Below are 26,044 nucleotides of genomic sequence, written 5' to 3' on the forward strand. Positions count from 1 at the left end.
GCGGCCGGTCGCGAACGTCGCACCGCCGCCGCGCCAAAAGAAAACGCCCGCGCGATGCGGGCGTTTCGTCATCCGTCGACCGGGTACGGCGGCCGCGCGGCCCGATCAGGCCGTGCGCAGAAACAGCCGGCGCGTGAGGTCGAACGCGACGAGATTGCCGGCCACCACGAGCAGCAGCCCGATCACCGCCAGCGGCGACCACTGGTAGCCCTCGAACACCGTCGATACGGCCAGCGCGACGATCGGGAACAGCACCGTGCAGTACGCGGCGCGCTCCGGCCCGATCCGGCCGACGAGGGTCAGGTACGCGGTGAAGCCGATCACCGAGCCCGGCACGGCCAGGTACACGAGCGCGCCGAGATAGCGCGGGCTCATGTCCGGCGTGAACGGCATCCCGGCCAGCGCGCTGCCGACGGTCAGGATCGCCGCGCCGATCAGCATCGCCCAGCCGTTGGTCGCGAGCGGGTGCAGCCCCATCGACTGCATCCGGCTCGACAGCAGGTTGCCCGCCGAGAAGCACATCGTGCCGGCGAACGCGATCGCGAGCCCCGTCCAGGTCGCGTGGTCGTCGAGATGGCCAGCCATCTGCTGCCAGAACAGGCACGCGATGCCGGTCAGGCCGAGCAGCGCGCCGGCGATCGCCGACGGCCGCAGCGGGCGGCCCATGAACAGCCGCCCGTTGATCGAGTTCAGCAGCGGCGCGGTCGAGAAGATCACCGCGACGAGCCCGCTCGGCACGACCTGCTCCGCGTAGTAGAAACACAGGAAGTTCAGGCAGAACAGCGCGAAGCCCTGCGCGACGAGAAAGCGCCACGCTTCGCGCGGCGGGCGCGCCGGCCGGCGCATCACGCGCAGCAGCGCGAACAGCACGGCGGCCGCGAGCCAGAAGCGCCACGCGATCGATACGGGCGGCGGCACCGAGCCGAGTTGCCACTTGATCGCGATCCAGGTGGTGCCCCAGATCAGCACGGTGACGAAATAAAGCGACAGGTTCATGGCGGCAATCCGGAAAATCGGGTGAATCGGGATCCCGACTATGCCGCCGCACGGCGCGTGCCGATTGTCCGGAATTGCGGTCTTTTTCGGCGCGCCGCACGCGCCGCCGCGCGCCCGCTTATACTCGGCGCATCATGAGTTTCTCCCTCTGCGCCCCGCCCATCGACCGCGCCGCCGCCCTGGCCGGCGGCGATCTGCCGTTCGGCCTGCAATCGGTCTGCCGCACGCTCGCCGACGCCAACGCGACGCTCGAGCGCTTCGCGTGGCTCGGCGACCATCTCGCGATCGCCGAATGGACGCGGATCACCGACGAAAGCGAGACGGTCTACGAGCAGCCCGGCCACCACACGCTGTCGTGCTATCTCGACGGCGGCTACCGGACCGAGCGCCAGCGCGTGCCGCGCTACGGCGCGCCGAGCCTGCTGTGCGCGCTGCCGGGCGACCATGAATCGCGCTGGTGGGTGCGCGGCGAAATGCATTTCGTCCACCTGTATTTCCTGCCCGAGCACTTCACGCAGCGCGCGATCCGCGAGCTCGATCGCGAGCCACGCGAGCTGAAGCTCGCCGATCGCACCTACTTCGAGGATGCCCGGGTCGCCGCGCTGTTGCGCTCGCTCGCGCTGGAGGGCTGGGACGATGCCGACGAGCGGCTGCGCGTGAACGAGACCGCGCACGACGTGCTGAGCCTGCTGTTGCGCGGGCAGAGCACGACGCGCACCGATACGTCGTTCCGCGGCGGGCTCGCGCCGGCCGTGCGCCGCCGCGTGCGCGACTACATCGACACGTATCTCACGCAGCCGCTGACGCTCGGCGAACTCGCCGAGGTCGCCGCGCTGTCCGAATACCATTTCTCGCGGATGTTCCGGCTGTCGTTCGGCCGCGCGCCGCACGCGTGGGTGGCCGAGCAACGGCTCGCCCGCGCCCGCGAGCTGCTGCGCACGACGGCGCTGCCGCTCGCGCAGATCGCGGCCGCCTGCGGCTACGCGAACGCCGGCCACTTCAGCCATCGCTTTCGCGACGCGCACGGCACGACGCCGAATACGTACCGGCGCGCGATGCAGGGCCGCTGAGCGCGGCCCGCTTCCTCGTTTCGTCGCGGCGTCGCGCTTACGCGCCGCGCCGCGACAGTTCCTGCTCGAGCGCCGCGACGCCGGCCGGCAGGTCGACCGGCACCTTCAGGTCGACCATCGTGCGGCCGAACGCATGCAGCGTGCGGAACAGGTTGTGTTCGCGGCACTGCTCGCCCATCTGGCCGATCCGCACGATCGGCAACCCGAACGAACCCGAGATCTCGACCTGGTACTGCTTCGAGATATGGCCGCAGACCATCCCGGGCGTGAGCCCTTCCGGCGTCTCGATCCCGACCACCGAATTGAGCCGGCAGTCCTTCGGCGCATAGAGCTTGAGCCCCATCGATTCGACGCCCGCCTGGAGCGCCAGCGAGCAGCGCAGGTGGCGCGCGAAGCGGCTCTCGAGCGTCTCCGCGCAGACGAGCCGCAGCGCCTCGTGCAGCGCGAGCACGCCCGACACGGGCGCCGTGTAGTGATAGCCGGCGTTGTGCCAGAAGTTCTCCGCGAGCGCCATGTCGAGGCACCAGTGCGCATTCGGCTCGGGGCGATTCTTCATGCGCTCCCACGCGGCGTCGGAGAACGCGATCAGCGACACGCCCGGGATCGACGACAGCCCCTTCTGGCCGCCGGTGATCACCGCGTCGATGCCCCATGCGTCCATCTCGAGCGGCATCGTCGACAGCGTGCACACCGCGTCGACGACGACCAGCGCGCCGGCCGCCTTCGCGAGCGCCGCGATGTCGCGCAGGTCGCGGTTCCACACGGTGTTCGACGTCTCGCCCTGCACGATCGTGACGATCTCGGGCCGCTCGCGCGCGATCGCGTCGGCGATCTCGTCGAGGCTCGCGACCGCGCGATCGGCCACTTCGAGCGTCGCGACGTCGGCGCCGACGCGCGTGGCCATCTCGGCCATCCGCGCGCTGAAGAAGCCGTTGCGGATCGACAGCACGCGCGTGCCGCGCCATGCGAGGTTCGAGATCGCCATTTCCATCGCGGCCGAACCGGGGCCCGCGACACCGAGCACCCACTTCGTGCGGGTCTGGAACACGTAACGCGCCATCTCCTTCACCTGCTCGATGATCTTCGCCATCGTCGCGCCGAGGTGGTTGATCACGATCGTGTTCGCCTTGGCCACCGCGGCCGGGATCGGGACCGGGCCGGCCCCCATCATCAGCAGCGGTTCTTCGGGCAGGATCGCGTCGAGCGGCACGACGACGGGACAGGGAATCGGCGAGTAATCGATGGACATGGCTGGAAAAAGATGAGGAAAGGAAGTGCCCGGACGCGCCGCGGCACTGCGCCCGCAGCACCGCGCCCGTGGCACGGCGCAGCGAACTGATCGATCATTCCGCGTTCCGCCGCCTCGCGCAAGAGGCACGCACGTGCGGACAGCGCGACGCTGGCCCGGTCGCCGGACCGGGCCAGCCGGCCGCGCACCGCGCGCGCGATGGCCTTCCGGATTGAAAAAACGATTGGCTGCCGGGTGCGAAACGGTTCCATTCGGGTTCCGGACGCGCGATTTTCTCGGCCAATATCGAAACGATTCTTCGAAACCGGTGGTTCAGCGCCTTTCGTGGATCGAACGAAATACACCGACCATCTGATACAAATCGCGGAGCGAATTCGATACACAAAATCCGAACGTGGAAAAAACATCCACCATTGCGGTATGTATTGGGGAACGACTCCCGAATTCGCCGTGCCCCGGCGCGCCGCAATTTACCCCAACCCATTGATTGGAATATGGAATCCTCGAAACAGCGACGCATATTCGAATACCGCGACGGTTTTCCAGCGCACGTCCTTGCTGCATTGCAACCTTAAACCGGTACCCGCGATTTCGATTTTACGCAAGCCGCCCGTTTTCTCAGGTTGACGGATATCGGTTCCGCATTTAACAATTGTCTGCGGAATCGAAAATCTCATTTTCGATACGAGAGCGAACTGGGGCCGCGCGATGCGTTTTCGACGTTGCGTGGCAAAAAATCACAACCAAAATCAATCAACCGGGCCAGAAATACGCAAGCCATGAACCAGATTCAGACCATGCGTGTATTCGTCTGCGTCGCCGAGCAGCAAAGCTTCCGGCGCGCGGCGCACCATCTCGGCGTGTCCAATGCGCTCGTCACGCGTTCGATCGCGATGCTCGAGGGCCACCTGAACACACGGCTGATCCATCGCACCACGCGCAACCTGTCGCTCACCGAGGCCGGCGTGCGCTACCTCGATGGTTGCCGCGCGCTGCTCGAAGAATTCGATCACCTCGAATCGTCCGTCGCGCATGCCGTGCGCGAGCCGGCCGGCACGCTGCGCGTCGTCGCGTCGGGGCTGCTGTCGCCGCTGGCGCTGACGCCGCTCGTCAGCAGCTTCCGGCACCGCTACCCGGAGCTGCGCGTGCAGTTGACCGTCGCCGAAGGGCCGCTCGACGTGCTCGATTCGGGCTACGACGTCGGCATCGTCACCGGCACCCGGCTCGACGGCAACCCGTCGCTGATCGGCCATGCCCTCGCGCCGAACCCGTTCGTCGCGTGCGCGGCGCCGGCCTATCTCGACCGCCGCGGCGAGCCGCGCGTGCCCGACGACCTCCCGGGCCACGACTGGGTCACGCTCGCGCCGCACCAGCACGCGCCGACGTGGCAACTGGTCGGCCACGACGGCGTCGCCCATTCGGTCACGGTGCGCCCCGCCTGCACGGTCAACCAGCTCGCGCTCGTCCAGGCGGCGGCCGTGGCCGGCGCCGGCATCGCGATCCTGCCCGAGCCGTGCGTGGCCGATGCCCTCAACCACGGCACGCTCGTGCGGCTGATGGCCGGCTACCGGATCGACGATCCCGACGCGCAGTTGTCGCTCGTCTATCCGAACCGCCAGTACGTGCCGGCCCGCACGCGCAGCTTCGTCGAGCACGCGCTCGAGCACTTCAGCGCGCCGTCCGCCCGCGACCGCACCGACTACGGCTTCCTGCGGCCGGTGCGCGGCCCCGAACGTTCCGACATCGTCACGGGCCTGCAGTAAACTGCGCGCGTCAGCCATCGGAGGTGCAGCGTGCGCGTGATCCTGTTCAGCAGCCGGCAGTACGACGACGATTCGTTCACCGCCGCCAACCGGCCGTTCGGCTATCGGCTGCACTTCCAGCCGTCGCACCTCGACGCGGAAACCGCGATCCTCGCGCACGGCTATGACGTCGTCTGCCCGTTCGTCAACGACACCGTCGACGCGGCCGTGCTCGAACGGCTCGCCGACGGCGGCACGCGGCTGATCGCGCTGCGCTCGGCGGGCTTCAACCATGTCGACCTCGCCGCCGCCGAGCGGCTCGGCATCGCGGTCGTGCGGGTGCCCGCGTATTCGCCGCACGCGGTCGCCGAGCACGCGGTCGCACTGATCCTCGCGCTCAACCGCCGCCTGCCGCGCGCCGTCGCCCGCACCCGCGAAGGCGACTTCTCGCTGAACGGCCTGCTCGGCTTCGACCTGCACGGCAAGACCGTCGGCGTGATCGGCACCGGCATCATCGGCAGCGTGTTCGCGAAGATCATGATGGGCTTCGGGATGCACGTGCTCGCGCACTCGGTGCCGCCGTACAACGACGAGCTGATCGCGTTCGGCGCGCGCTACGTCGAGCTCGACGAACTGCTGCATCGTGCCGACATCGTCAGCCTGCATTGCCCGCTGCTGCCGTCGACACACCACCTGATCAACGAGCGGACGCTCGCGCGAATGAAGCACGGCGCGATGCTGATCAACACCGGGCGCGGCGGCCTCGTCGATGCGCAGGCGCTGGTCGACGCGCTCAAGAGCGGCCAGCTCGGCCATCTCGGGCTCGACGTGTACGAGGAGGAAAGCGGGCTGTTCTTCGAGGATCACTCCGACCTGCCGCTGCAGGACGACGTGCTCGCGCGCCTGCTGACGTTCCCGAACGTGATCGTCACGTCGCACCAGGCGTTCTTCACGCGCGAGGCGCTGGCCGAGATCGCGCACACGACGCTGCTGAACATCGAGGCGTGGCATGCGGGCGCGCCGCAGAACGTCGTGACGGCAAATCGCTGAGAAACGGCCAATTCGACGGCCCGCAGCGCATCCGCAATCGTTTGCTTGCGCCCCATGCCGCGCACCACCCCTTTCTTCGTCAACAATTCCGCGCATTGTTTCGAATGAAGTAACGTTTCGCGCGCGCCGTCTGCTATCGTTGCGCCGACGTCATCCCTGCCTTCGCCGCTCATGCGTTTCGACGATTCCGACATCGCCGCCGTCTACCGCGCCATCTTCGAACGGCGCGACATGCGCCACTTCACGCCGGCGCCCGTCGATCCGGCCGTGCTCGCGCGCCTGCTGCGCGCGGCGCACCACGCGCCGAGCGTCGGCTTCATGCAGCCGTGGCGCTTCATCCGCATCACCGATCCCGCCTTGCGCACCGCGATTCACGCGCTGGTCGAGGCCGAGCGCCGCGCGACGGCCGACGCGCTCGGCGAGCGCCAGGACGAATTCATGCGACTGAAGGTCGAGGGCGTGCGCGAATGCGGCGAGCTGCTGGTCGTCGCGCTCGCCGACGGCCGCGAACGCCACGTGTTCGGCCGCCGCACGCTGCCGGAGATGGATCTGGCCTCCGCCGCGTGCGCGATCCAGAACATGTGGCTCGCCGCGCGCGCGGAAGGGCTCGGCATGGGCTGGGTGTCGTTGTTCGACGTCGATGCGGTGCGCACGCTGCTGCGGATGCCCGACGGCGCGAAGCCGATCGCCGTGCTGTGCGTCGGGCACGTCGACGCGTTCTATGCGAAGCCGATGCTCGAGGAAGAACGCTGGGCCGCGCGGATGCCGATCGAAGCGTGCCTGTTCGAGAACGGCTGGGACGCTCCGGCGGCCATCGATGGGGCCGATTCGGCTGCGTCGCCCGCAGGCCCGGACAGCGAAACGAAGCACACCCCGGACGCGATGCCCGACCGGTCGTCCGAACGCATCGCGTGATCCACGGCCGGCGGTCGCCATCATCCCGGCCCTGACACCGCCCAAATCCCACACTGTGAGCATCCCGGTCGCCGCCTCGTCGCACGCCGGCAACAAGCGTTCTGGCCCCAAGCATAGGGGTTTTCACTGAAGTAGAATCGCGGCTGACCTTCGCCTCATCCCGCCCGTCCCGCGCATCCTGCGCCTGGCTCGAGCGGCATCTTTTCCCGAGCCTACCGCGATGCCCCTGCCTCTTTTCGCCCTTGCCGTCGCCGCATTTGGAATCGGTACCACCGAATTCGTGATCATGGGCCTGCTGCCCAATGTCGCGCGCGACCTCGGCGTGTCGATCCCGGCCGCCGGGATGCTCGTGTCGGGCTACGCGCTCGGCGTGACGATCGGCGCGCCGATCCTCGCGATCGTCACCGCGAAGATGCCGCGCAAGCGTGCGCTGATGGCCCTGATCGGGCTGTTCATCGCCGGCAACCTGTTCTGCGCGATCGCGCCCGGCTATGCGGTGCTGATGGCCGCGCGCGTCGTCACCGCGTTCTGCCACGGTGCGTTCTTCGGCATCGGCTCGGTGGTGGCCAGCAACCTCGTCGCGCCGAACCGCCGCGCGCAGGCGATCGCGCTGATGTTCACCGGGCTCACGCTCGCGAACGTGCTCGGCGTACCGCTCGGCACCGCGCTCGGCCAGGCGTTCGGCTGGCGCGCGACGTTCTGGGCCGTCACCGGCATCGGCATCGCCGCGGCCGCCGCGCTCGCGGTGTGCCTGCCGAAAAACCTCGCGATGCCCGATACCAGCATCACGCGCGAATTCAGCGTGCTGAAGCACCCGCAGGTGCTGATGGTGCTCGGCATCAGCGTGCTCGCGTCCGCGAGCCTGTTCAGCGTGTTCACGTACATCACGCCGATCCTCGAGGACGTGACGGGCTTCTCGCCGCGTCAGGTCACCTACGTGCTACTGCTGTTCGGCCTCGGCCTGACGGTCGGCGGCACGCTGGGCGGCAAGCTCGCCGACTGGCGGCGGATGCCGTCGCTGATCGCAACGCTCGCGCTGATCGGCATCGTCCTCGCGCTGTTCGCGGGCACGATGCATCTGCCGTTCGCCGCGCTCGCGACGATCTTCGTGTGGGGCATCCTCGCGTTCGCGATCGTGCCGCCGCTGCAGATCATGATCGTCGACCGCGCGAGCGACGCGCCGAACCTCGCGTCGACGCTGAACCAGGGCGCGTTCAACCTCGGCAACGCGACCGGCGCATGGCTCGGCGGGATGGCGATCGGCTCGGGCGTGTCGCTCGTGAGCCTGCCGTGGGTCGGCGTCGCGATGGCGGTCGCCGCGCTCGCGCTCACGCTGTGGTCGGCGTCGCTCGAACGCCGCCCGGTGGCCGTGCCGACCGAATACGTGTGACGCGGCCCCGCCGCGATCGTTGCGTACGCAACTCCATTCGAACGTGACGGCCTTCATGGACCTTTCAACGGTCGCGGTGTAGCATCGCGGCCGATGAAAGCCATTCTCAATCGCGATTTCCTCGCGCTGATCCTGAGCGTCGCGGTCGTCGGCCTCGGGACCGGCGCCACGCTGCCGCTGACCGCACTCGCGCTCACCGAAGCCGGACACGGCACCAACGTCGTCGGCATGCTGACGGCCGCGCAGGCCCTCGGCGGCCTCGCGATCGTCCCGTTCGTCACCGCGCTCGCGCGGCACATCGGCGCGCGCCGCGCGATCGTCGTGTCGGTCGTGCTGCTCGCGGCCGCCACCGCGCTGATGCAGTTCACGTCGAACCTGATCCTGTGGGGCGTGCTGCGCGTGCTGTGCGGCGCCGCGCTGATGCTGCTGTTCACGATCGGCGAAGCGTGGGTCAACCAGCTCGCCGACGATGCGACGCGCGGGCGCGTCGTCGCGATCTACGCGACCAATTTCACGCTGTTCCAGATGGCCGGCCCGGTGCTCGTCAGCCAGATCGCCGGCGCGACGCACATCCGCTTCGCGCTGTGCGGCGCGCTGTTCCTGCTCGCGCTGCCGACGCTCGCGACGATCCGCCGTGCGCCGCTCGCCGGCGACGACGCGCATCACGAAGCACACGGCCGCTGGCTCGACGTGCTGCCGCGCATGCCCGCGCTGATCATCGGCACCGGCTTCTTCGCGCTGTTCGATACGCTCGCGCTGTCGCTGCTGCCGCTCTACGCGATGGATCACGGCGTCGCGAGCGCGACCGCCGTGCTGCTCGCGTCGATCATGCTGTTCGGCGATACCGCGATGCAGTTCCCGATCGGCTGGCTCGCGGACAAGCTCGGCCGCGAGCGCGTGCACCTCGGCGCCGGCTGGATCGTGCTGGCCGGCCTGCCGATGCTGCCGTTCGTGATCGCGAATCCGTGGCTGTGCTGGCCGCTGCTGTTCGTGCTCGGCGCGGCGGCCGGCAGCATCTATACGCTGTCGCTCGTCGCGTGCGGCGAACGTTTCCGCGGCGCGGCGCTCGTCACCGCGAGTTCGCTCGTGTCGGCGTCGTGGAGCGCCGCGAGCTTCGGCGGCCCGCTGGTGGCGGGCGCGTTGATGGAGCAACTGGGCAGCAATGCGCTGGTCGGCGTGCTGGTCGCTTGCGTCGCCGCGTTCGTCGCGGCGGCGTTGTGGGAGCGGCGCGCCGCAGTACAACGCGCGGTCTGACGTCGCTCGGTGTTGGCGTTGGCGTTGGCGTTGGCGTTGGCGTCGGCGTCGGCATCATGCACCGATACGCATCGGGCCGCTCGCGCCCCCTCCTCCGGTAAACGAAAAACGGCCCGCGCAATGCGGACCGCCCTGTCCTTCCGGACTACGCGTGATCTACACGTGACCTACGCGTAACGTTTCGCGCCGCGATCCGTCACGCACTCGGCGCCGGCAAGATCCTGCCCGCACACGTGCCGAAGCCGACGCGATACCCATCGCCCTGGCACCAGCCGGCGAGCGTCAGCTCGTCGCCGTCCTCGATGAACGTGCGGCTGCCGCCGCCGTTCAGCGCGACCGGCTCCTTGCCGTTCCACGTCAGTTCGAGCAGGCTGCCGAACGAATCCTTCGTCGGCCCGCTGATCGTGCCCGAACCCATCAGGTCGCCCACGCGCGTGTTGCAGCCGGCGACCGTGTGATGCGCGAGCTGCTGCGCCATCGTCCAGTACATGTGCCTGAAGTTCGTGCGGCAGATCGACGTGGCCTCGGCCGCACCTTCGGCGCGCAGCGTCACTTCCAGCGCGATGTCGAACGCATGCTTGCCCGCATGCCGCAGATACGCGAGCGGCTGCGGCGACTGCTCGGGCTGCGCGACGCGGAACGGTTCGAGCGCATCGAGCGTGACGATCCACGGCGAGATCGTCGTTGCGAACCCCTTCGAGTTGAACGGGCCGAGCGGTACGTATTCCCACTGCTGGATGTCGCGCGCGCTCCAGTCGTTCAGCAGCACCATCCCGAAGATATGCGCTTCCGCGTCCTCGCACGCGATCGGCTCGCCGAGCGCGTTGCCCTTGCCGACGATGAAGCCCGTTTCCAGTTCGATGTCGAGCTTGCGGCACGCGCCGAACACCGGGCGCTCCTGGTCGGGCAGCTTCAGTTGCCCGTTCGGGCGCCGCACCGGCGTGCCGCTCACGACCACCGACGACGCGCGGCCGTTGTAGCCGATCGGCATCTCCGACCAGTTCGGCAGCAGCGCATTCTTCGGATCGCGGAACATCGAGCCGACGTTGGTCGCGTGTTCCTTCGACGAATAGAAATCGGTGTAGCCGGGAATCTCGACCGGCAGATGCAGCGTCGCGTCGCGCTGCGCGACGAGCACCTGCGCGCGCAGCGCCGCATCGTCACGCAGTGTCGCGTCGTCACGCGAGAACAGCGCCGACAGCTGCACGCGCACGCTGCGCCACGCGTCGCGGCCGAGCGCGATGAACGCATTGAGCGTCGGTGCGGCGAACACGTCGACGCCGGCCGGCAGCGTGACGAGGCCCGCACGCGCGAGCACCGCGAGATCGACGATCTGGTCGCCCAGCGCGACGCCCGGGCGGCGCGCGCCCTTCGCATCGCTGAAGATGCCGAATGGCAGGTTCTGGATCGGGAAATCGCAGGCGGGATCGTTCGCGGTCTCGATCCAGCTCTTGCGAGCCGGGTCGAGCGTCGCGCGCCAGTCTTGGGTGTCGCTCATCGTTGCTCCGGATTGAAGTGTTTCTTGATGCCTTGCCAGCACTCGAAGTAATCGGCCTGCAGCTGCGCGGTGTCGAGCGCGTAGCGCGTCGGCCGGATCAGCGTGCGGGTTTCGAACATGAACGCCATCGTCGCGTCGACCTTGTGCGGCTTCGTCGTGTCGCTCGCGGACGCCTTCTCGAACGTGTCCGCATCGGGTCCGTGGCCCGACATGCAGTTGTGCAAACTCGCGCCGCCCGGCACGAAGCCCTCGGCCTTCGCGTCGTACGCGCCGTGCACGAGGCCCATGAACTCGCTCGCGACGTTGCGGTGGAACCACGGCGGGCGGAACGTATCCTCGGCCGCGAGCCAGCGCGGCGGGAAGATCACGAAGTCGATCGTGTCGACGCCCGGCGTGTCGCTCTGCGCCTGCAGCACGAGGAAAATCGACGGATCGGGATGATCGAAGCTGATCGAGCCGATCGTGTTGAACAGGCGCAGGTCGTATTTGTAGGGCGCGTAGTTGCCGTGCCACGCGACGACGTCGAGCGGCGAATGGCCGATGTCCGCGCGCCAGAGGCGCCCGTTCAGCTTCGCGATCAGCTCGAACGCGCCTTCGCGGTCTTCGTAGGCGGCCTGCGGCGTCAGGAAGTCGCGCGGGTTCGCGAGCCCGTTCGAGCCGATCGGGCCGAGATCCGGCAGGCGCAGCAGCGCGCCGAAGTTCTCGCAGATGTAGCCGCGCGCGTCGCCGTCCGGCAGCGCGACGGCAAAACGCACGCCGCGCGGGATCACCGCAATCTCGAACGGCTCGACGTCGAGCCGGCCGAATTCGGTCGCGATGAACAGGCGCCCCTGCTGCGGCACGATCAGCAGCTCGCCGTCGGCGCTGTAGAAGAAGCGGTCCTGCATCGAGCGGTTCGCCGCATACAGGTGGATCGCGCAACCGTTCATCGCGGCGGCCGACCCGTTGCCGGCCATCGTCACGAGGCCGTCGACGAAATCGGTCGGCTCGACCGGCATCGGCAGCGGATCCCAGCGCAACTGGTTCGGCGGCGTCGGCGGCACGTCGGCCGAATCGCCGAACTCCGACACGAGCCGCTGCGGGCCCGCATACGGCTCGAACGGCCGGTGCACGGCGGCCGGGCGAATCCGGTACAGCCACGAGCGGCGGTTGTGGCCGCGCGGCGCGGTGAACGCGGTGCCCGACAGCTGCTCCGCGTACAGCCCGTACGGCGCGCGCTGCGGCGAGTTGCGGCCGTGCGGCAGCGCGCCGGGCAGTGCCTCGGTCGCGAATTCGTTCGCGAAACCGCTCAGGTAGCCGGCGGTTGCCGGTTTCGACAGGTCAAGCGTCATCGTTTCCTTTCTCCATCAATTCATCACGGTGTTCGGCGCCTGCGCGCCGCTGCGCCGCGTGACGCCTGCGAGGCCCAGCACGAACAGCGCCGAGCACAGCACGGGCACCGCGGCCGCATGGAACAGCGCGCCGTTCGACCAGTTGAGCGCAATCAGTTGTCCGCCGACGAGCGGCCCGAGCACCGAGCCGATCCGGCCGATGCCGAGGCTCCAGCCGATGCCCGTCGAGCGCAGCGACGTCGGGTAATACTGGCCCGCGAGCGCGTTCACGGCCGGCTGCCCGCCGACCACGCAGAACCCGCCCGCGAACACGACGACCAGCAGCCACGGCAGCGCATGCGCGACCGAGCCGATCAGCCCCACCGACACGGCCGCGCACGCGAAGCACGCGAACAGCACGCGCACGAAGCCGTAACGTTCGATGAACCAGCCGAGCGACAGCGTGCCGATCACGCCGCCCGTCTGCAGCACCGTGCCGACGATCACCGCGGTGCCCGGCGAATAGCCGGCGTCGCGCATCACGGTCGGCAGCCAGTTCGACAGGAAGTACAGATCGATCAGGTTCATGAAGCTGATCGACCACAGCAGCAGCGTGACCGGCAGGCGGCCATGGCGGAACAGCTCGGCGACCGGCGCGCCGCTTGCCGCGCGTTCGCGCACGACGAGTCGCGTGTTCGCATCGATGCCGGCTTCCGGCGCGAACCGCGCGAGCCAGTCACGCGCCTGCGCGACACGCCCTTTCAGCACCAGGAACTGCAGCGACTCCGGCAGCCGCGCGACCATCGCGATCGTCAGCACGAGCGGCACCGCGCCGCCGACGAAGAACACCGAACGCCAGCCGAGCGCCGGAATCAGCGCCGCGCTGATGAAGCCGCCGAGCGCCGCGCCGAGCGTGAAGCCGCACGACACGATCATCATCCGCTTCACGCGATGCGCGGCCGGGCTGAACTCGCCGACCAGCGCCATCGCGTTCGGCATGATGCAGCCGAGGCCGAGCCCCGTGACGAAGCGCAACGCCATCAGCACGGGGATCGAGCCCGCGAACGGCGTCGCGAGCATCGTCACCGCGAAGAACAGCGTCGAGCCGATCAGCACCGGGCGCCGCCCGATCCGGTCGGCGAGCACCGACAGCCCGAGCGCGCCGAGCAGCATCCCGAACAGGCTCGCGCTGAACACGGGCCCGAGCGCCTGCTTCGGCACGCCCCATTCGGCGATCACGCTCGGCGCGACGTAGCCCATCGCCTGCGCATCGAAACCGTCGATCACGAGGCACAGCCCGCACAGCGCGAGCAGCATCCAGTGAAACCCCGGGCGACGAGTCTCGTCGATCACGCGCTCGACTTCGAGCACGCGCGCGTCGGCCGGCGCCGCGCTCATTGCGCCACCTCGGCGGCCGGATGCACGGGCGGCGTCACGCCCTGGCGTGCGAGCGCCATCGCTTCGCGCAGCACGTCGGCGTCGCCGACCTGGTTCGCGAGCAACAGGATCAGCTTCGCGTTGACGAGCTGGCTGTCGGCGTCGGACAGGTCGCGATGCATGTCGATCAGCGCTTCGTAGAACGCGTCGGGATCGGCCAGGCGCGGGCGGGTGTCGAGTGAGGGCATGACGGTGTCTCCGGTATCTTGGTCGTATCAGCGTGCGCAGGTCGCGCGCGCCAGTGCGTCGGCAATCGCCTGACGGTCGAGCGTGCGCGTGCGGGCGCAGACGTGCTGGTCGGGACGCAGCAGGTAGAACGTGCCAGGCTGCGCGTCGTAGCGCCGCGCGGCGAGCCCGTCGACGTCCTCCACGACGTCGACGCCGGCGACCGGCTGCGCGTGCCCGGCCGGCACGACGAGCACGGGACGCACCGGCAGCGCGAGCCCGTCGACGGCCTGCGCCAGCGCGGCCGCATCGCCCGGCAATCCGAACAGCACGCCGGTGAAACCGTCGCGCAGATGCTGCAGCAGCCAGCCCGGCGCACCCTGCGCACGCACCGGCGCATCGGCCGCCGCCGCGCCCGGCCGCATCGCGCACGCGAATGCGTCGCCGCCGCGGTCCGGCGTGTTGAGCGGCGAATCGGCCAGCACGGCCGGCACCGACAGGCGCCCGCTGTTCACCAGCTTGCGCGCGAACTCGCAGTCGCGCGCGAGCTTCAGCGTCGCATCGCGGAACACGCGCGACACCGCGCTTTTCGGCGTGATGAAGTCGGTCGAGCGCGTCGAATTGCGAATGTTCTCGTCGGCCGCGAACTCGCGCTCGCTCGCATACGTATCGAGCAGGCGGTCGTGCGCGCGGCCGTCGAGCACCAGCTTCAGCTTCCACGCGAGGTTGTCCGCGTCCTGCACGCCGCTGTTCGCGCCGCGCGCGCCGAACGGCGACACGCCATGCGCGGAGTCGCCCGCGAACAACACGCGGCCGTGCCGGAACGACTCCATCCGCTGGCAGCGGAACGTGTAGACGCTCACCCACTCGAGCTCGAACTCGACGTCCGGCCCGAGCAGCGCGCGCACGCGCGGGATCACGCGCTCCGGCTGCTTCTCGGCGACCGGATCGGCATCCCAGCCGAGCTGGAAGTCGATGCGCCACACGTTGTCCGGCTGACGATGCAGCAGCACCGACTGATTGCGGTGAAACGGCGGGTCGAACCAGAACCAGCGCTCGGTCGGAAACTCCGCCTTCATCTTCACGTCGGCGATCAGGAAGCGGTCCTTGAAGGTGCGGCCGCGGCTCTCGAGGCCCATCATCGTGCGCATCGGGCTGCGCGAACCGTCGGCCGCGATCACGTACTGCGCGCGCAGCGTCGCGACGCCGTCCGGCGTCTCGATCGTCAGCACCGCATGTTCGGCCGACTGGTCGATGCCCGTCACCTTGTGCTTCCAGCGGATGTCGATGTTCGGCAGCTCGAACGCGCGGTCGGCCAGATAGCCTTCGACGTAGTACTGCTGCAGGTTGATGAACGCCGGGCGCGCATGCCCTTCCTCGGGCAGCAGGTCGAATGCGTAAAGCTGCTCGTCCTGCAGGAACACCTTGCCGACGTGCCAGCTCACGCCCTTGTCGACGAAGCGCTCGCCGCAGCCGAGCCGGTCGAAGATCTCCAGCGTGCGCTTCGCGAAGCAGATCGCGCGCGAGCCGGTCGACAACGTGTCGTCGTCGTCGAGCAGCACGACCGGCACGCCCTGTTGCGCGAGGTCGATCGCGGCCGCGAGGCCGACCGGGCCCGCGCCGACGACGATCACCGGGTGGACGGCCGCGTCGTGCGCGCGGGCGCGGTACTCGAACTTCAGCGTCTGGTAATCGATGCTCATGGTCGCCATCCGCGCGTCAACCCCGCCGTGCGCGCACCGCCGCGCCCGTCGTCCCGTCCGTCTCCTGCCGGCGCGCCCGCCCGCCTGTCCTGTCAACCGCCACGTCTCGCTCCTTGCTTCCTGTTGATTCGTGAACGGCGCCGTTTCGCGGCGCCCGCATGCCGCATTTCTTGATCGGCGACAAATCCTTGGATTTACGAATAGTAAAACCAATTACGAATAGTGAAATCAACGTAAACCCTAGGCGCTGGCGCGAGGACGGGATAACCATATGAGTGAAACGCCAAGCCGAGCGCGGCGCGCGCTGCTAATATCAAGTCATGAGGCGGCCCTTTCGGCCGCCATTTTTCCTTCTCACGCCGATGATTCCGCCTACCATCCCCGAGCTGGTCAGCCGTGCCGGGCAACTGCCGTATCTGCGGGAACACCTCGCGCTAGCCGAAGGCGGCACCGCGTGCGCGAATCTGCCCGAGCGCACGCTCGCCAGTGCGTACGAGCCGATCTACGACGTGACGATGCCCGGCGCGCCGCAATCGACGTCGTTCGCCGACGCGATCGAGCGCTACGGCGACGAGCTCGGCTTCCAGGCCGTCACACTGGTCACGGGGGCGCAGCACGATCCGGTCGACGCGGCCGTCGACGACCAGACGCTGGTCGCGATCGACCGCCTGTCGCGCGCGCTGCATGCGATCAATTTCTTCGGCGCGCAACGCCACGGGCTGCTGTTCCTGCGCGTGCACGAGCGGCTGCTCAAGAGCGTGAAGTACGACCACGGCAAGCATTTCTCATCGGTGCTGCAGCGCTTCGGGCTGCCGCCCGAGCGGATCGTGATCGAGCTGCCGGCGGTCGCGGTCGCCCACAAGACGTTCCTCGGCTACCTGACGCGCAGCTACCAGCATCACGGTTTCAAGGTCGCGGACAAGCTGCCGGACCCGGGCCGCATCCTCGCGGTCGAATCGGACATGGCGCGCCCCGACTACATCAAGATGGATGCGGGCATCGCGTTGCGCGACGGGATGGTCAAGGCGCTCGTCGCCTATGCGCAGCGCGTGCGGATCCCGCTGATCTTCGACGGCGTCGTCGACGAGACGCAGTGCGAGCTGCTGCGCCAGCACGACGTGCGGTTCATGCAGGGGCCGGTGTTCGCGAAGGTCGTGACGGCCTGAGCGATTCGCGGGGAAGGCGCGCGCGGGGAGCGGCGCGCCGGATCGCGGATTCCGGAGTCGTGCTGCTTCGGGAAGCGGGTTCAGCACGCGGCGTCGCTCGACGCCGGCCGGTTCGCTGTTCGTTCACGCAGAAAGATCGGCCGTGCCTGCGCGCGCGATCGACACCGGTGTATCGGCGCGGATGAGCCGCCTATTCTCTTCCACCGTCGTCGTACTTCGGCAAATCGTCGCCGATCTCGACACCCGGCAAACGATCCCGATACCAGACGTGCCACGCCGGACGCAACCGCGACGGTTCGTCGAGCGTCGCGTAGTTGATCTCGACCGTCTGCGGCGCGTCAGCGCGCCGGTATTCGAGTTGCGCGCCGCAACGGCCGCAGAAACGCCGCTCGCCCCATGCGCTCGACGCGTAGACGGTCGGTTCGCCCTGCAGGTATTCGAACGCGTCGATCGGCACCGTTGCCGACGCGACGACCGCCGCGCCGGTCGTGCGCTGACAGAGCCGGCAGTGGCAGAAGCCGGCATCGGTCGGCACGTCGGCGATACGGTAGCGGATCGCGCCGCACGCGCATCCGCCTTCCATCGGTTCGGGGTGCGCCATCGCAGACCTCGTCGTCGGTAAGCAGGCGAACGATGATGAGCGCGGTTCGCCCATCGCGCAATACGCCACCGCGCCGCCTCTCCATCCGCCGCGCACGAGCCGATTGCCGCGCGGCGGCAACAGCCCACGCACGCGTGGCTCAGACCGTCTGGCCGAGCCGCTGCGCGAGCGCCTTCAGTTGCGGCCCGACCTGCGTGCGAAACACGCCCTCGTCCATCGACGACGCCGGGCCGCTACAGCTCAGGATCAGCCAGCGTCCCTCGCGCGGCTCGCGAAACGGCACGGCCGCCGCGTTCACGTCCATGTGCCACGCACGGAACGAATAACAGCACCCGCCCGCCGAAAATTCGGCCACCGCCTGCTGCGCGGCGGCGACGAGCGCATCGGCGTCGGCCGCGCCGCCGGCCGCACGGTGCAGCTCGGCATAGAGCGCGCGGCGCACGTCCTCCGGCTGCACGGCCAGGTACGCGCGCCCCATCGAGCTCGTCAGCATCGACAGCCGCGAACCGGGCGCGAGCCCGAGCGTCAAGGCGGTCTCGCTGCGGATCGTCTCCAGATAGATCATGTCGAGCCCGTCGCGGCAGCCGAGCGACACGGCCGCGCCGATCTCCCGCGCGAGCGCCTGCATGTGCGGCCGCGCGAGATCGATCGTCCCGGAGCCCGACAGCAGCGCGTAGCCGAGCGACAGCACGCCGGCGTCCAGCGCATACTTGCCGAGCGTCTCGTCGTAGCGCAGATAGCCGAGCACGGTCAGCGTATAGGCGAGCCGGTTCACCGTCGCCTTCGGCAGCCCCGTGCGTTCCGCGAAATCGCGATTGCCCAGCATCGTCTCGCCGGGGCGGAAGGCGCGCAGCAGGTCGAGCCCGCGCGCGAGCGCGACGACGAACTTGCGCTCGTCGATCGTGGTTTCGTCGATGGTTGAAAGTGTCATCCGGTGCTACACTGGGTTCGATTTGCAAAACATTGTTCCGCACAGCGGAACGCGAGTCAAGCAAACTTTGACACGGGGCCGGCTCGAAGACCGGACCAACAGGAGATGAGACGATGAGTGCTGCAACTTTTCATTGGGACGATCCGCTGCTGCTCGACCAGCAACTGACCGAGGAAGAGCGGATGGTTCGCGATGCCGCGCAGGCGTACGCACAGGACAAGCTCGCGCCGCGCGTCACCGAAGCGTTCCGCCACGAACGCACCGACGCGGCCATCTTTCGCGAGATGGGCGAGGTCGGCCTGCTCGGCCCGACGATTCCCGAGGAATACGGCGGCCCCGGCCTCAACTACGTGAGCTACGGGCTGATCGCGCGCGAAGTCGAGCGCGTCGATTCCGGCTACCGGTCGATGATGTCCGTGCAATCGTCGCTCGTGATGGTGCCGATCTTCGAATTCGGCTCGGACGCGCAAAAGCAGAAATACCTGCCGAAGCTCGCGAGCGGCGAATGGATCGGCTGCTTCGGCCTGACCGAGCCGAACCACGGCTCCGATCCGGGCAGCATGGTCACGCGCGCGAAGAAGGTGCCCGGCGGCTATTCGCTGTCCGGCGCGAAGATGTGGATCACCAACTCGCCGATCGCCGACGTGTTCGTCGTCTGGGCGAAGCTCGAAGAGAACGGCAAGGACGCGATCCGCGGCTTCATCCTCGAGAAGGGCTGGAAGGGCCTGTCGGCGCCGGCGATCCACGGCAAGGTCGGGCTGCGCGCCTCGATCACCGGCGAGATCGTCCTCGACGAGGTGTTCGTGCCGGACGAGAACCTGATGCCGAACGTGAGCGGCCTGCGCGGCCCGTTCACGTGCCTGAACTCGGCGCGCTACGGGATCGCGTGGGGTGCGCTCGGCGCCGCCGAGTCCTGCTGGCACACCGCGCGCCAGTACGTGCTCGACCGCCAGCAGTTCGGCCGGCCGCTCGCCGCGAACCAGCTGATCCAGAAGAAGCTCGCCGACATGCAGACCGAAATCACGCTCGGCCTGCAAGGCGTGCTGCGCCTCGGCCGGATGAAGGACGAAGGCACGGCCGCCGTCGAGATCACGTCGATCATGAAGCGCAACTCGTGCGGCAAGGCGCTCGACATCGCCCGCCTCGCGCGCGACATGCTCGGCGGCAACGGCATCTCCGACGAATTCGGCGTCGCGCGCCACCTCGTGAACCTCGAGGTGGTCAATACGTACGAAGGCACGCACGACATCCACGCGCTGATCCTCGGCCGCGCGCAGACGGGCATCCAGGCATTCTTCTGATGATCCGGCCATGACGCACGCGGCAGCGTTGCCGCGCACGCGCACGCCGCCAAGGAAAAAGCCCGCCCGGCATCGCTGCCGGGCGGGCTTTTTTCAGCGGAGCCGCGGCTGCGGGCCGCCGATGCTTACTTGTTCGGCTGCGGCGTCAGGCGCAGATACGGACGCACCGCGTTGAAGCCCTTCGGGAAGCGCTTCTTCAGTTCTTCCGGATCCTGCAGCGACGGGACGATCACGACGTCGTCGCCATCCTTCCAGTTGCCGGGCGTCGCGACCTTGTAATTGTCGGTCAGTTGCAGCGAATCGATCACGCGCAGCACTTCGTCGAAGTTGCGCCCCGTGCTGGCCGGATAGGTGATCGTGAGCCGGACCTTCTTGTTCGGGTCGATCACGAACAGCGAACGCACCGTCAGCGTTTCGTTCGCGTTCGGGTGAATCATGTCGTACAGCTGCGACACCTTGCGGTCCGCGTCGGCGATGATCGGGAAGCCCACGACCGTCGACTGCGTTTCGTTGATGTCGTTGATCCAGCCCTTGTGCGATTCGACGCCGTCGACCGACAGCGCGATCACCTTCACGTTGCGTTTCTCGAATTCGCCCTTCAGCTTCGAGGTCAGCCCGAGTTCGGTCGTGCACACCGGCGTGTAGTCGGCCGGATGGGAGAACAGGACACCCCAGCTGTTGCCGAGCCACTCGTGAAACTTGATCGTGCCCAGGCTCGATTCCTGCTCGAAATCCGGTGCGATGTCGCCAAGACGCAGACTCATGATGTTCCCTCCTCGAACGATGCTGGTTGAAACCGCGCGCTGGACAGCGCGGGGCAGTCCATCAGCTTACGGGAAGCAATGGGCCGTGCGAACGATTATTCCGTTTGATATTCATACTTTTTTGTCATTTTTACCCGGCGTCGTGGCAGGACGGCGGGCTGGAGAGGAAACTTTTCAACCCGTTTGCCGCTCTGTTCATGATTACAAGTCGTTTACCATGCAGTCTTGCGCTGCCGCCGTGTGTCTTCCCGGCTCGCCAGCAGGCAGGGGTTTCGCTACGATGTGAACCTGCAGCATGACAGCACGAAGGGAGTTGCAATGTCGGAAATCAACAAGGAGAAACTGATGTCGGATATCAAAACCGTTCTCTCGGACGCCGAAGACCTGCTCAAGCAAGCTGCGAGCAGCACGGGCGACCGTGCGGCCGAGCTGCGCGAGAAGGCCATGTCGCGCCTCAAGCAGGCCAAGGAAAAGGCAGCCGACGTCCAGGTCGTGGTGGTCGAGAAAGGCAAGAAGGCCGCGCGCGCGACCGACGACTACGTGCACGAGCATCCGTGGACGTCGATCGGCGTGGCCGCCGGCGTCGGCGTGCTGATCGGCCTGCTGATCAACCGCAAGTAACGCGCTCTGCGCCGTTTCGTCCCGCAGGCCGCATGTGCGGCCCGCGGGCGTCGAAGCCTGCCGGTCTGCGCCGGCCGGCTTTGTCCTAGCTGCTCACTGCACGCGCAAGCACCTCATCCATGACGACAGACACCCACTCGCAGCCGTCCGGTCAAGGACCGCTGCGCCGCCTCGTCGGCTCCGCCATCGGCCTTCTGCAGACGCGCCTCGAACTGGTGGGCATCGAGCTTGCCGAGGAGAAGGAGCGCCTGATGGGCGTGCTGTTCCTCGGTCTCGCCGCGATGATGCTCGCGACGATGGCGCTCATCAGCCTGACCGTGCTGATCGCGATCGCGTTCTGGGATACCTACCGCTGGCAGGCGCTCGCCGCGATCACCGCACTGTATGCCGTTGGCGGCATCGTATGCGCGCTGAAGGCGCGTTCGGGCCTGCGCGACGCGCCGACCGTGTTCGAGGCGACGCTCGCCGAACTCGAGAAAGACCGCGACCTGTTCCGCGGCAAGCCGTGAACGCCCTCGCGCTCATCCCTCTCACCTACTTCGCCGACGCGCCATGAGCCAGAACATCACGGGCAATCCATCCCGCTCCCATTCGTCGCGATCGCACTGGAGCGCGTCGCAGCACCGCGCGCTCCGCAAGGAATTGCTGATCCTGCGATCCGAAGTCGAGCGGCTCGAACTCGCGGAAGCCGCCGCCGAAATGCGTCAGGCCGTCACGCGCTTCAGTTGGCTCAAGGTGTTCATCCCCGGCCTGTCCTCGCACAAGTTCGGCCAGTCGGCCAAGAACCTGAACGCAAGCCTCGGCCAGCTCGTCAACCAGTATCCGATGCTGAGTTCGCTCGCGTCGCTCGTGCTGGCGAAGCCCGTCCGCTCGCTGCTGCGCGCGAGCGCGGGCCCCGCGTTGAAGTGGGGCGCGCTCGGCTTCGCCGCATGGGAGGTCTACCGGATCTGGAAGCAGTCCCGCGACGAGCGCGGGCTCGACGCACACGACGACTGATCGTCGGCATTCCGCGCGTACGGCCATGCGCCGCTGCGCGCCTTTCTTGCGAACTCAGCGCACGCCCCAGCACGCAGCACCCGGTTCGTCGGTGCCATCGCTTGCTGCGTTGCCTTTCGTTCCGTCCGAGCGCAGCGTGAACGTGCCGCATGCATCGTCGCGCATCGGCCCGGTGTCGAGCGGCGTCGCCGTCAGTTCATAGCTCACCGGCGAACCGTCGCCGTCCGGCCGCCCGAGCGTCAATCGATACACGGCGTGCCCGTCCGGCGGCGCGTGTGCGAGCGCGTCCGGCAACGCCGCAGGCGGCGCACCGTCCAACGTTTCAAGATACTGGGCCGCACGGTACAGCGCGGACACCGCCGACGCGCGGTGAACGCGCACGACATGTTCGCGATACGACGGGATACCCCATCCGGCCAGCACGGCGACGATCGCAAGCACGATCATCAGCTCGATCAGCGTGAACCCTGCCGCGCGGCAGATAGGCAGGCGGCCGCTCATCGGAGCACCGTCGCGACACGACGCCAATGCAGCGCGACGATATGGCCGTCGCGTATCGCAACCTGGTGTTGCAGCCACACGGCGCTCGATGCGTGCGTGCCGACGCCACGCGCGGTAATCAGGTAAGCGCGGCCGCCGGCCTGCCCTGCCGGACGCCGCCATGCCTCGATCAGACATCGCGGCGGCTGCGCGGCCATCGGCCAGCCGGCAAATGGCGCGAACGCCTCGGGAGCCGTCAGCGGCGGCATGCGCCGCCATGCGTCGGGCTCCGCGTGCGATTCGCTTTCGCTCATATAAGGCGCCGAGCCGCGCAGCAATCGCGCGGTGCACGCGGCAAGCGCGGCATCGGCCGCGTGGAACGCGATCAATCGATCCGACAATGCGCGTGTGCGGCGCGACTCCGTCAGTGCGGCGTCGAACCATGTGCCGGTCAGTGCCGCGACCGCTGCGCCGACCGCGATCACCGCAGGCAACGCAAGGCCCGCATCGCGACGCCCGGCGCGGCGGGCGGGTCGGAGACGCATGTGCGGCTCGCGCGGGCTCGCCGCCGGAACGCCAACGCGCGCGGTCTGCTGCCGTTCGTCGTCATTTGCGGCGGTGCGGTCATGGGCGTGGCCGGCCTTCGTGCGCCGGGAGAGGTCGTCCCGCGCGTGCTGCGCTGCTCCGCTCATCGCGCCGCCTCGCTTGCTTGAGTTGCGCCATGCAACGCAGCATCGGATGCGACAGCGACGTTCCGCACCGCGACGATGCGATCGAGCGTCAAACGTGCGTGGCCGTCCGGTGCAACGGCCACGCGACCGTCACAGTCGATATGCGGTGTCGGTTCGCGCACTGGTTCGCCGCGCGCCCGCACGCAGACATGCACGGCCACGACATCGCGCCAGTCGTCGGCACGCATCGCATCGGCGTCGACGAACCGCATGGCGTCGCGACGCAAATAGCGGATGCGCAACTGATCGATTCCGGCCACCACGGGCTGTGGCGTACCCGGACGGCCGCTTCCTTCGCAATACAGTTCGGGCTCGCCCGTCGACGGGCTGACATGCGCGTCGAAGCGATTCTCCACCGGCACAGGTTCACCCGGCACACCGACACCCTGCCCAAGGCAATCCGACGCCTGACCGCTCACCGTCGTCCACGTCGAGACGGCATCGCCGACATACCGGACCAGCAACGCGTCCGACGACAGACGCGCGGGCTCGCAGCGCACCTGTGCGCCGCTACCGCGCACGCGCGCCATCGAGCAGCCGAACACCGATGGCAACGACGAGGATGTCGCTTCGGCATCGAGCGGCCGGAATCCGGCCATCTGGACCTGCTGACCGATCAGCATCAGCGCGGTCGCGGCCGCGTCGCGCATCCTGAACCCGTCTTCCGCGCGACGCTGCGCAATGCGCTGCGCGTGGTACAGCGCACCGGCCGCCGCAAGCACGAGGAGCCCGACGGTCATCGCGATCAGCACTTCGAGCAGCGTATGGCCGCGCGTACGACGATCAGCGTTCATCGGCTAGCCCGTCGCGAAACGGCATCCGGACACACGATGGCGGCTGCGTCGACGTCCCCGTCGCCTCGCAGCGCGACGACGCACCTCCATTTCCGCCACGCCAGCCGACAACCGCGTAACGGACGGCACCCGGCCCGCCATCGAGCGTCATCGCGCCACCCGGCAACGATGCCGCCGCCAGCGCCGCAAGGCCGTCGTCGGCGGCCACCGCGGCATGCAGACGCTCGATACGTGCATCGGCCAGCCACAGCGCGCGTTCGCGCCAGATCGTCGCACGCTGCGCGCGCGCCATCGCGAGCTGGCTGCCGACCACCGCCAGCATCACGGTCGCGAGCAGCGCGATGGCCAGTGTCGCCTCGATCAACGATGTACCGCGCATGGCATTGCGCATGGCGATCACGCCGCGTCGCAGCGGCCGGCGACCATCCGCGCGCGGCCGCCTGCAGCAATCCGCACGCAACGCGACACGCGCGTATCGTCGGCCGCGGACACACCGCGCCGCGGGCGCAATTCGAAACGCCGGATTCCGCCGATCGATTGACCGGCCGGTGGCGCAAACGCGAGCTCGTGCGCCGCGCCCGTGACGGCCACTTCGGCATCGCGCGGATAGCGGCGCAGCACACGCGAGCGCCCGTCGATCTGCCCGCTGACGATCCAGTCGCACGACCATTCGGCCGGATCGCATCGCTCGCCGGCCCGCAGACAGGCGCCGTCGCGCCCCGCGCGGCACAACGTGACGCGCGCGCCGAGACGCGTTGCCTCGGTACGCGCAAACGACAGCGCACCGAGCAGCGCGAGCGAGCGGGCATCCACGCGTTCGCGCATGCGCCACTGGTCGAACGTGGGCACCGCATAGAGCGCAAGCCCCGCTGCCAGCGACATGGCGACCATCAACTCGACGAGCGTGAATCCGCCCGCTCGTTGCACCACATTCTTCAAGGGTTGAGCGCCCCGTTCCATCGCAATCGTCCTCCGCCACGGTGATGCGACGACTGTAGCGGCGCGTGCAAACGCGCGCCATTTGCCGAACGGCCGACTGGCGACATGCGATCGCGACCGACACAATCGGCGCGAATCGAACCAACGGAGCAGACGATGAACGGACGCAGCGCGTCAGCGCTTACGTGGGGTCTTGGCGGGAGAGGCGCGACGGAACTCTTCGATCACGTCGGCAAATTCGGAAACGTCCTCGAACCGGCGATACACCGATGCGAAGCGGACATAGGCGATCGTATCGAGGCCGCGCAACTCGTTCATCACGAGCTCGCCCAGCTTCTCGCTACGCACTTCGCGCTCGCCGGTCGCGAGCAGTTGATATTCGATGCGAGCGACCGCCGCGTCGATCGCGTCGGCGGCAACCGGCCGCTTGCGCAGCGCGAGTTGCATGCTGGCGACGATCTTGCGACGGTCGAATTCGGTGCGGCTGCCGTCCTTCTTCACGACGAACGGCAGGGACAACTCGACCCGCTCGTACGTCGTGAAGCGCTTGTCGCAAGCCGAGCAGCGACGGCGCCGCCGAATCGCGGCGCCATCCTCGGACACGCGCGAGTCAACGACCTGCGTGTCGTCATGCCGGCAGAACGGGCAGCGCATCGGCGATCAGCGATAGACCGGGAAACGCTTGGTCAGCTCGGCGACCTGCGCGCGCACGCGCTCGATCGTCGCTGCGTCTTCCGGGTTCTCCAGCACGTCGGCGATCAGGTTGCCGACCTGCTCGGCTTCCGCCGGCCCGAAGCCGCGCGTCGTCATCGCTGGCGAGCCGAGACGGATGCCGCTCGTCACGAACGGCTTTTCCGGGTCGTTCGGAATCGCGTTCTTGTTCACCGTGATGTGCGCCGCGCCGAGCGCCGCTTCCGCCGCCTTGCCCGTGATGTGCTTCG

General features: G+C 68.3%; 27 protein-coding genes and 1 pseudogene. 11 read left to right on the plus strand and 17 right to left on the minus strand.

Features of this window, described 5'->3' with window-relative positions; all coding sequences use genetic code 11:
* Positions 1–105: 105 nt before the first annotated feature.
* Positions 106–996, minus strand: a complete 891-nt coding sequence (locus H0X90_RS27730) for a DMT family transporter (RefSeq protein ID WP_006484958.1) — start codon at positions 994–996, stop codon at positions 106–108.
* Positions 997–1,130: 134 nt separating this feature from the next.
* Between H0X90_RS27730 and H0X90_RS27735 the strand changes: the two genes are divergently transcribed.
* A complete protein-coding gene (locus H0X90_RS27735) occupies positions 1,131–2,066 on the plus strand; it encodes a helix-turn-helix domain-containing protein (protein ID WP_006484916.1) in 936 nt (311 codons plus the stop codon).
* A gap of 37 nt (positions 2,067–2,103) precedes the next feature.
* Here H0X90_RS27735 and H0X90_RS27740 read toward each other — a convergent pair whose 3' ends face one another.
* Entirely contained in the window at positions 2,104–3,315 is a 1,212-nt protein-coding gene (locus H0X90_RS27740) for an alanine--glyoxylate aminotransferase family protein (RefSeq protein WP_006484921.1), read from the minus strand.
* A gap of 779 nt (positions 3,316–4,094) precedes the next feature.
* Between H0X90_RS27740 and H0X90_RS27745 the strand changes: the two genes are divergently transcribed.
* The 5 genes from H0X90_RS27745 to H0X90_RS27765 all read left to right on the plus strand — a co-directional run bounded on the left by H0X90_RS27745 (position 4,095) and on the right by H0X90_RS27765 (position 9,666).
* The gene (locus tag H0X90_RS27745) at positions 4,095–5,078 is read left to right on the plus strand and encodes a LysR family transcriptional regulator (RefSeq protein WP_077189945.1); all 984 of its coding nucleotides are present in this window, start codon (positions 4,095–4,097) and stop codon (positions 5,076–5,078) included.
* 30 nt (positions 5,079–5,108) lie between these two features.
* Complete coding sequence (locus H0X90_RS27750) at positions 5,109–6,107, plus strand: 2-hydroxyacid dehydrogenase (RefSeq protein ID WP_062910969.1); 999 nt, start codon at positions 5,109–5,111, stop codon at positions 6,105–6,107.
* 171 nt (positions 6,108–6,278) lie between these two features.
* Positions 6,279–7,022, plus strand: coding sequence for a 5,6-dimethylbenzimidazole synthase (gene bluB / locus H0X90_RS27755; RefSeq protein ID WP_006484990.1), 744 nt, complete (start codon positions 6,279–6,281; stop codon positions 7,020–7,022).
* Between the two features lie 220 nt (positions 7,023–7,242).
* Positions 7,243–8,412 (plus strand): MFS transporter, encoded by a 1,170-nt coding sequence (locus H0X90_RS27760; protein ID WP_006484914.1) that lies wholly within the window; start codon positions 7,243–7,245, stop codon positions 8,410–8,412.
* A 93-nt stretch (positions 8,413–8,505) separates the two neighbouring features.
* Complete coding sequence (locus tag H0X90_RS27765) at positions 8,506–9,666, plus strand: MFS transporter (protein WP_006484903.1); 1,161 nt, start codon at positions 8,506–8,508, stop codon at positions 9,664–9,666.
* 196 nt (positions 9,667–9,862) lie between these two features.
* On the opposite strand, the gene fahA is transcribed toward H0X90_RS27765, so the two are convergent.
* Genes fahA through H0X90_RS27790 form a run of 5 tightly spaced genes read right to left on the minus strand, consistent with a single transcriptional unit; the run spans position 9,863 to position 15,788 of the window.
* Positions 9,863–11,164 (minus strand): fumarylacetoacetase, encoded by a 1,302-nt coding sequence (gene fahA, locus H0X90_RS27770; protein ID WP_077189946.1) that lies wholly within the window; start codon positions 11,162–11,164, stop codon positions 9,863–9,865.
* Entirely contained in the window at positions 11,161–12,495 is a 1,335-nt protein-coding gene (gene hmgA / locus H0X90_RS27775) for a homogentisate 1,2-dioxygenase (protein ID WP_077019968.1), read from the minus strand. Before hmgA ends, fahA begins: the two co-directional genes overlap by 4 nt.
* 15 nt (positions 12,496–12,510) lie before the next feature.
* On the minus strand, positions 12,511–13,872 hold the full coding sequence (locus H0X90_RS27780; protein WP_077189947.1) for an MFS transporter: 1,362 nt from the start codon (positions 13,870–13,872) through the stop codon (positions 12,511–12,513).
* Positions 13,869–14,099, minus strand: coding sequence for a DUF2783 domain-containing protein (locus tag H0X90_RS27785; protein WP_006484941.1), 231 nt, complete (start codon positions 14,097–14,099; stop codon positions 13,869–13,871). Before H0X90_RS27785 ends, H0X90_RS27780 begins: the two co-directional genes overlap by 4 nt.
* Before the next feature lie 27 nt (positions 14,100–14,126).
* Positions 14,127–15,788, minus strand: a complete 1,662-nt coding sequence (locus H0X90_RS27790) for an FAD-dependent oxidoreductase (RefSeq protein WP_077189948.1) — start codon at positions 15,786–15,788, stop codon at positions 14,127–14,129.
* 353 nt (positions 15,789–16,141) lie between these two features.
* On the opposite strand from H0X90_RS27790, the gene H0X90_RS27795 reads away from it, so the two are divergent.
* Complete coding sequence (locus tag H0X90_RS27795; RefSeq protein WP_006484944.1) at positions 16,142–16,945, plus strand: EAL domain-containing protein; 804 nt, start codon at positions 16,142–16,144, stop codon at positions 16,943–16,945.
* Between the two features lie 190 nt (positions 16,946–17,135).
* On the opposite strand, the gene H0X90_RS27800 is transcribed toward H0X90_RS27795, so the two are convergent.
* Together H0X90_RS27800 and H0X90_RS27805 are read right to left on the minus strand one after the other, a co-directional pair.
* Positions 17,136–17,546 carry a GFA family protein gene (locus H0X90_RS27800; RefSeq protein WP_034200949.1) on the minus strand — a complete coding sequence of 137 codons (411 nt, stop codon included), beginning with the start codon at positions 17,544–17,546 and terminating at the stop codon, positions 17,136–17,138.
* 139 nt (positions 17,547–17,685) lie between these two features.
* Positions 17,686–18,477 carry an IclR family transcriptional regulator gene (locus tag H0X90_RS27805; protein WP_077019966.1) on the minus strand — a complete coding sequence of 264 codons (792 nt, stop codon included), beginning with the start codon at positions 18,475–18,477 and terminating at the stop codon, positions 17,686–17,688.
* Positions 18,478–18,590: 113 nt separating this feature from the next.
* Here H0X90_RS27805 and H0X90_RS27810 point away from each other — a divergent pair, with 113 nt between their 5' ends.
* A complete protein-coding gene (locus H0X90_RS27810) occupies positions 18,591–19,778 on the plus strand; it encodes an acyl-CoA dehydrogenase (protein WP_006484906.1) in 1,188 nt (395 codons plus the stop codon).
* 125 nt (positions 19,779–19,903) lie between these two features.
* Here the strand turns inward: H0X90_RS27810 and H0X90_RS27815 are convergent, their stop codons facing one another.
* On the minus strand, positions 19,904–20,542 hold the full coding sequence (locus tag H0X90_RS27815; RefSeq protein WP_006476788.1) for a peroxiredoxin: 639 nt from the start codon (positions 20,540–20,542) through the stop codon (positions 19,904–19,906).
* Between the two features lie 318 nt (positions 20,543–20,860).
* Between H0X90_RS27815 and H0X90_RS27820 the strand changes: the two genes are divergently transcribed.
* The 3 genes from H0X90_RS27820 (at position 20,861) to H0X90_RS27830 (ending at position 22,159) form a co-directional block, all read left to right on the plus strand.
* On the plus strand, positions 20,861–21,163 hold the full coding sequence (locus H0X90_RS27820; RefSeq protein WP_006494044.1) for a YqjD family protein: 303 nt from the start codon (positions 20,861–20,863) through the stop codon (positions 21,161–21,163).
* Positions 21,164–21,282: 119 nt separating this feature from the next.
* Positions 21,283–21,672, plus strand: coding sequence for a phage holin family protein (locus H0X90_RS27825; protein ID WP_006476790.1), 390 nt, complete (start codon positions 21,283–21,285; stop codon positions 21,670–21,672).
* Between the two features lie 43 nt (positions 21,673–21,715).
* Positions 21,716–22,159 carry a DUF3318 domain-containing protein gene (locus tag H0X90_RS27830; protein ID WP_077189949.1) on the plus strand — a complete coding sequence of 148 codons (444 nt, stop codon included), beginning with the start codon at positions 21,716–21,718 and terminating at the stop codon, positions 22,157–22,159.
* Between the two features lie 54 nt (positions 22,160–22,213).
* Here the strand turns inward: H0X90_RS27830 and H0X90_RS27835 are convergent, their stop codons facing one another.
* From H0X90_RS27835 to glyA, 7 genes and pseudogenes are all read right to left on the minus strand, one after another.
* On the minus strand, positions 22,214–22,660 hold the full coding sequence (locus tag H0X90_RS27835) for a type IV pilin protein (protein ID WP_171984156.1): 447 nt from the start codon (positions 22,658–22,660) through the stop codon (positions 22,214–22,216).
* Positions 22,657–23,184: a hypothetical protein gene (locus tag H0X90_RS27840; RefSeq protein ID WP_171984157.1), complete on the minus strand. Its 528-nt coding sequence runs from the start codon at positions 23,182–23,184 to the stop codon at positions 22,657–22,659. The genes H0X90_RS27835 and H0X90_RS27840 overlap by 4 nt, the downstream gene beginning before the upstream one ends.
* Before the next feature lie 143 nt (positions 23,185–23,327).
* Complete coding sequence (locus tag H0X90_RS27845) at positions 23,328–24,164, minus strand: PilW family protein (RefSeq protein WP_077189950.1); 837 nt, start codon at positions 24,162–24,164, stop codon at positions 23,328–23,330.
* Positions 24,154–24,543, minus strand: coding sequence for a hypothetical protein (locus H0X90_RS27850; RefSeq protein ID WP_227745455.1), 390 nt, complete (start codon positions 24,541–24,543; stop codon positions 24,154–24,156). Before H0X90_RS27850 ends, H0X90_RS27845 begins: the two co-directional genes overlap by 11 nt.
* A gap of 17 nt (positions 24,544–24,560) precedes the next feature.
* Complete coding sequence (locus H0X90_RS27855) at positions 24,561–25,124, minus strand: GspH/FimT family pseudopilin (RefSeq protein WP_077189951.1); 564 nt, start codon at positions 25,122–25,124, stop codon at positions 24,561–24,563.
* Between the two features lie 153 nt (positions 25,125–25,277).
* Positions 25,278–25,757, minus strand: a complete 480-nt coding sequence (gene nrdR, locus H0X90_RS27860; RefSeq protein WP_006476792.1) for a transcriptional regulator NrdR — start codon at positions 25,755–25,757, stop codon at positions 25,278–25,280.
* A gap of 6 nt (positions 25,758–25,763) precedes the next feature.
* Positions 25,764–26,044: pseudogene (gene glyA, locus H0X90_RS27865) on the minus strand (serine hydroxymethyltransferase); the annotation flags it as partial.

Source organism: Burkholderia sp. 9775_39, from assembly GCF_015712225.1.
Lineage (GTDB): Bacteria > Pseudomonadota > Gammaproteobacteria > Burkholderiales > Burkholderiaceae > Burkholderia > Burkholderia cenocepacia.

Coding starts and splice junctions, on each gene's coding strand:
- H0X90_RS27765 (WP_006484903.1), top strand. CDS start 8,506: ATGAAAGCCATTCTCAATCGCGATTTCCTCGCGCTGATCCTGAGCGTC.
- nrdR (WP_006476792.1), bottom strand. CDS start 25,757: ATGCGCTGCCCGTTCTGCCGGCATGACGACACGCAGGTCGTTGACTCG.
- H0X90_RS27740 (WP_006484921.1), bottom strand. CDS start 3,315: ATGTCCATCGATTACTCGCCGATTCCCTGTCCCGTCGTCGTGCCGCTC.
- H0X90_RS27815 (WP_006476788.1), bottom strand. CDS start 20,542: ATGAGTCTGCGTCTTGGCGACATCGCACCGGATTTCGAGCAGGAATCG.
- H0X90_RS27845 (WP_077189950.1), bottom strand. CDS start 24,164: ATGAACGCTGATCGTCGTACGCGCGGCCATACGCTGCTCGAAGTGCTG.
- H0X90_RS27795 (WP_006484944.1), top strand. CDS start 16,142: ATGATTCCGCCTACCATCCCCGAGCTGGTCAGCCGTGCCGGGCAACTG.
- H0X90_RS27730 (WP_006484958.1), bottom strand. CDS start 996: ATGAACCTGTCGCTTTATTTCGTCACCGTGCTGATCTGGGGCACCACC.
- H0X90_RS27835 (WP_171984156.1), bottom strand. CDS start 22,660: ATGAGCGGCCGCCTGCCTATCTGCCGCGCGGCAGGGTTCACGCTGATC.
- fahA (WP_077189946.1), bottom strand. CDS start 11,164: ATGAGCGACACCCAAGACTGGCGCGCGACGCTCGACCCGGCTCGCAAG.
- H0X90_RS27800 (WP_034200949.1), bottom strand. CDS start 17,546: ATGGCGCACCCCGAACCGATGGAAGGCGGATGCGCGTGCGGCGCGATC.
- hmgA (WP_077019968.1), bottom strand. CDS start 12,495: ATGACGCTTGACCTGTCGAAACCGGCAACCGCCGGCTACCTGAGCGGT.
- H0X90_RS27840 (WP_171984157.1), bottom strand. CDS start 23,184: ATGCGTCTCCGACCCGCCCGCCGCGCCGGGCGTCGCGATGCGGGCCTT.
- H0X90_RS27855 (WP_077189951.1), bottom strand. CDS start 25,124: ATGGAACGGGGCGCTCAACCCTTGAAGAATGTGGTGCAACGAGCGGGC.
- H0X90_RS27805 (WP_077019966.1), bottom strand. CDS start 18,477: ATGACACTTTCAACCATCGACGAAACCACGATCGACGAGCGCAAGTTC.
- bluB (WP_006484990.1), top strand. CDS start 6,279: ATGCGTTTCGACGATTCCGACATCGCCGCCGTCTACCGCGCCATCTTC.
- H0X90_RS27825 (WP_006476790.1), top strand. CDS start 21,283: ATGACGACAGACACCCACTCGCAGCCGTCCGGTCAAGGACCGCTGCGC.
- H0X90_RS27760 (WP_006484914.1), top strand. CDS start 7,243: ATGCCCCTGCCTCTTTTCGCCCTTGCCGTCGCCGCATTTGGAATCGGT.
- H0X90_RS27745 (WP_077189945.1), top strand. CDS start 4,095: ATGAACCAGATTCAGACCATGCGTGTATTCGTCTGCGTCGCCGAGCAG.
- H0X90_RS27820 (WP_006494044.1), top strand. CDS start 20,861: ATGTCGGAAATCAACAAGGAGAAACTGATGTCGGATATCAAAACCGTT.
- H0X90_RS27780 (WP_077189947.1), bottom strand. CDS start 13,872: ATGAGCGCGGCGCCGGCCGACGCGCGCGTGCTCGAAGTCGAGCGCGTG.
- H0X90_RS27850 (WP_227745455.1), bottom strand. CDS start 24,543: ATGCGCGGTACATCGTTGATCGAGGCGACACTGGCCATCGCGCTGCTC.
- H0X90_RS27785 (WP_006484941.1), bottom strand. CDS start 14,099: ATGCCCTCACTCGACACCCGCCCGCGCCTGGCCGATCCCGACGCGTTC.
- H0X90_RS27810 (WP_006484906.1), top strand. CDS start 18,591: ATGAGTGCTGCAACTTTTCATTGGGACGATCCGCTGCTGCTCGACCAG.
- H0X90_RS27790 (WP_077189948.1), bottom strand. CDS start 15,788: ATGGCGACCATGAGCATCGATTACCAGACGCTGAAGTTCGAGTACCGC.
- H0X90_RS27735 (WP_006484916.1), top strand. CDS start 1,131: ATGAGTTTCTCCCTCTGCGCCCCGCCCATCGACCGCGCCGCCGCCCTG.
- H0X90_RS27830 (WP_077189949.1), top strand. CDS start 21,716: ATGAGCCAGAACATCACGGGCAATCCATCCCGCTCCCATTCGTCGCGA.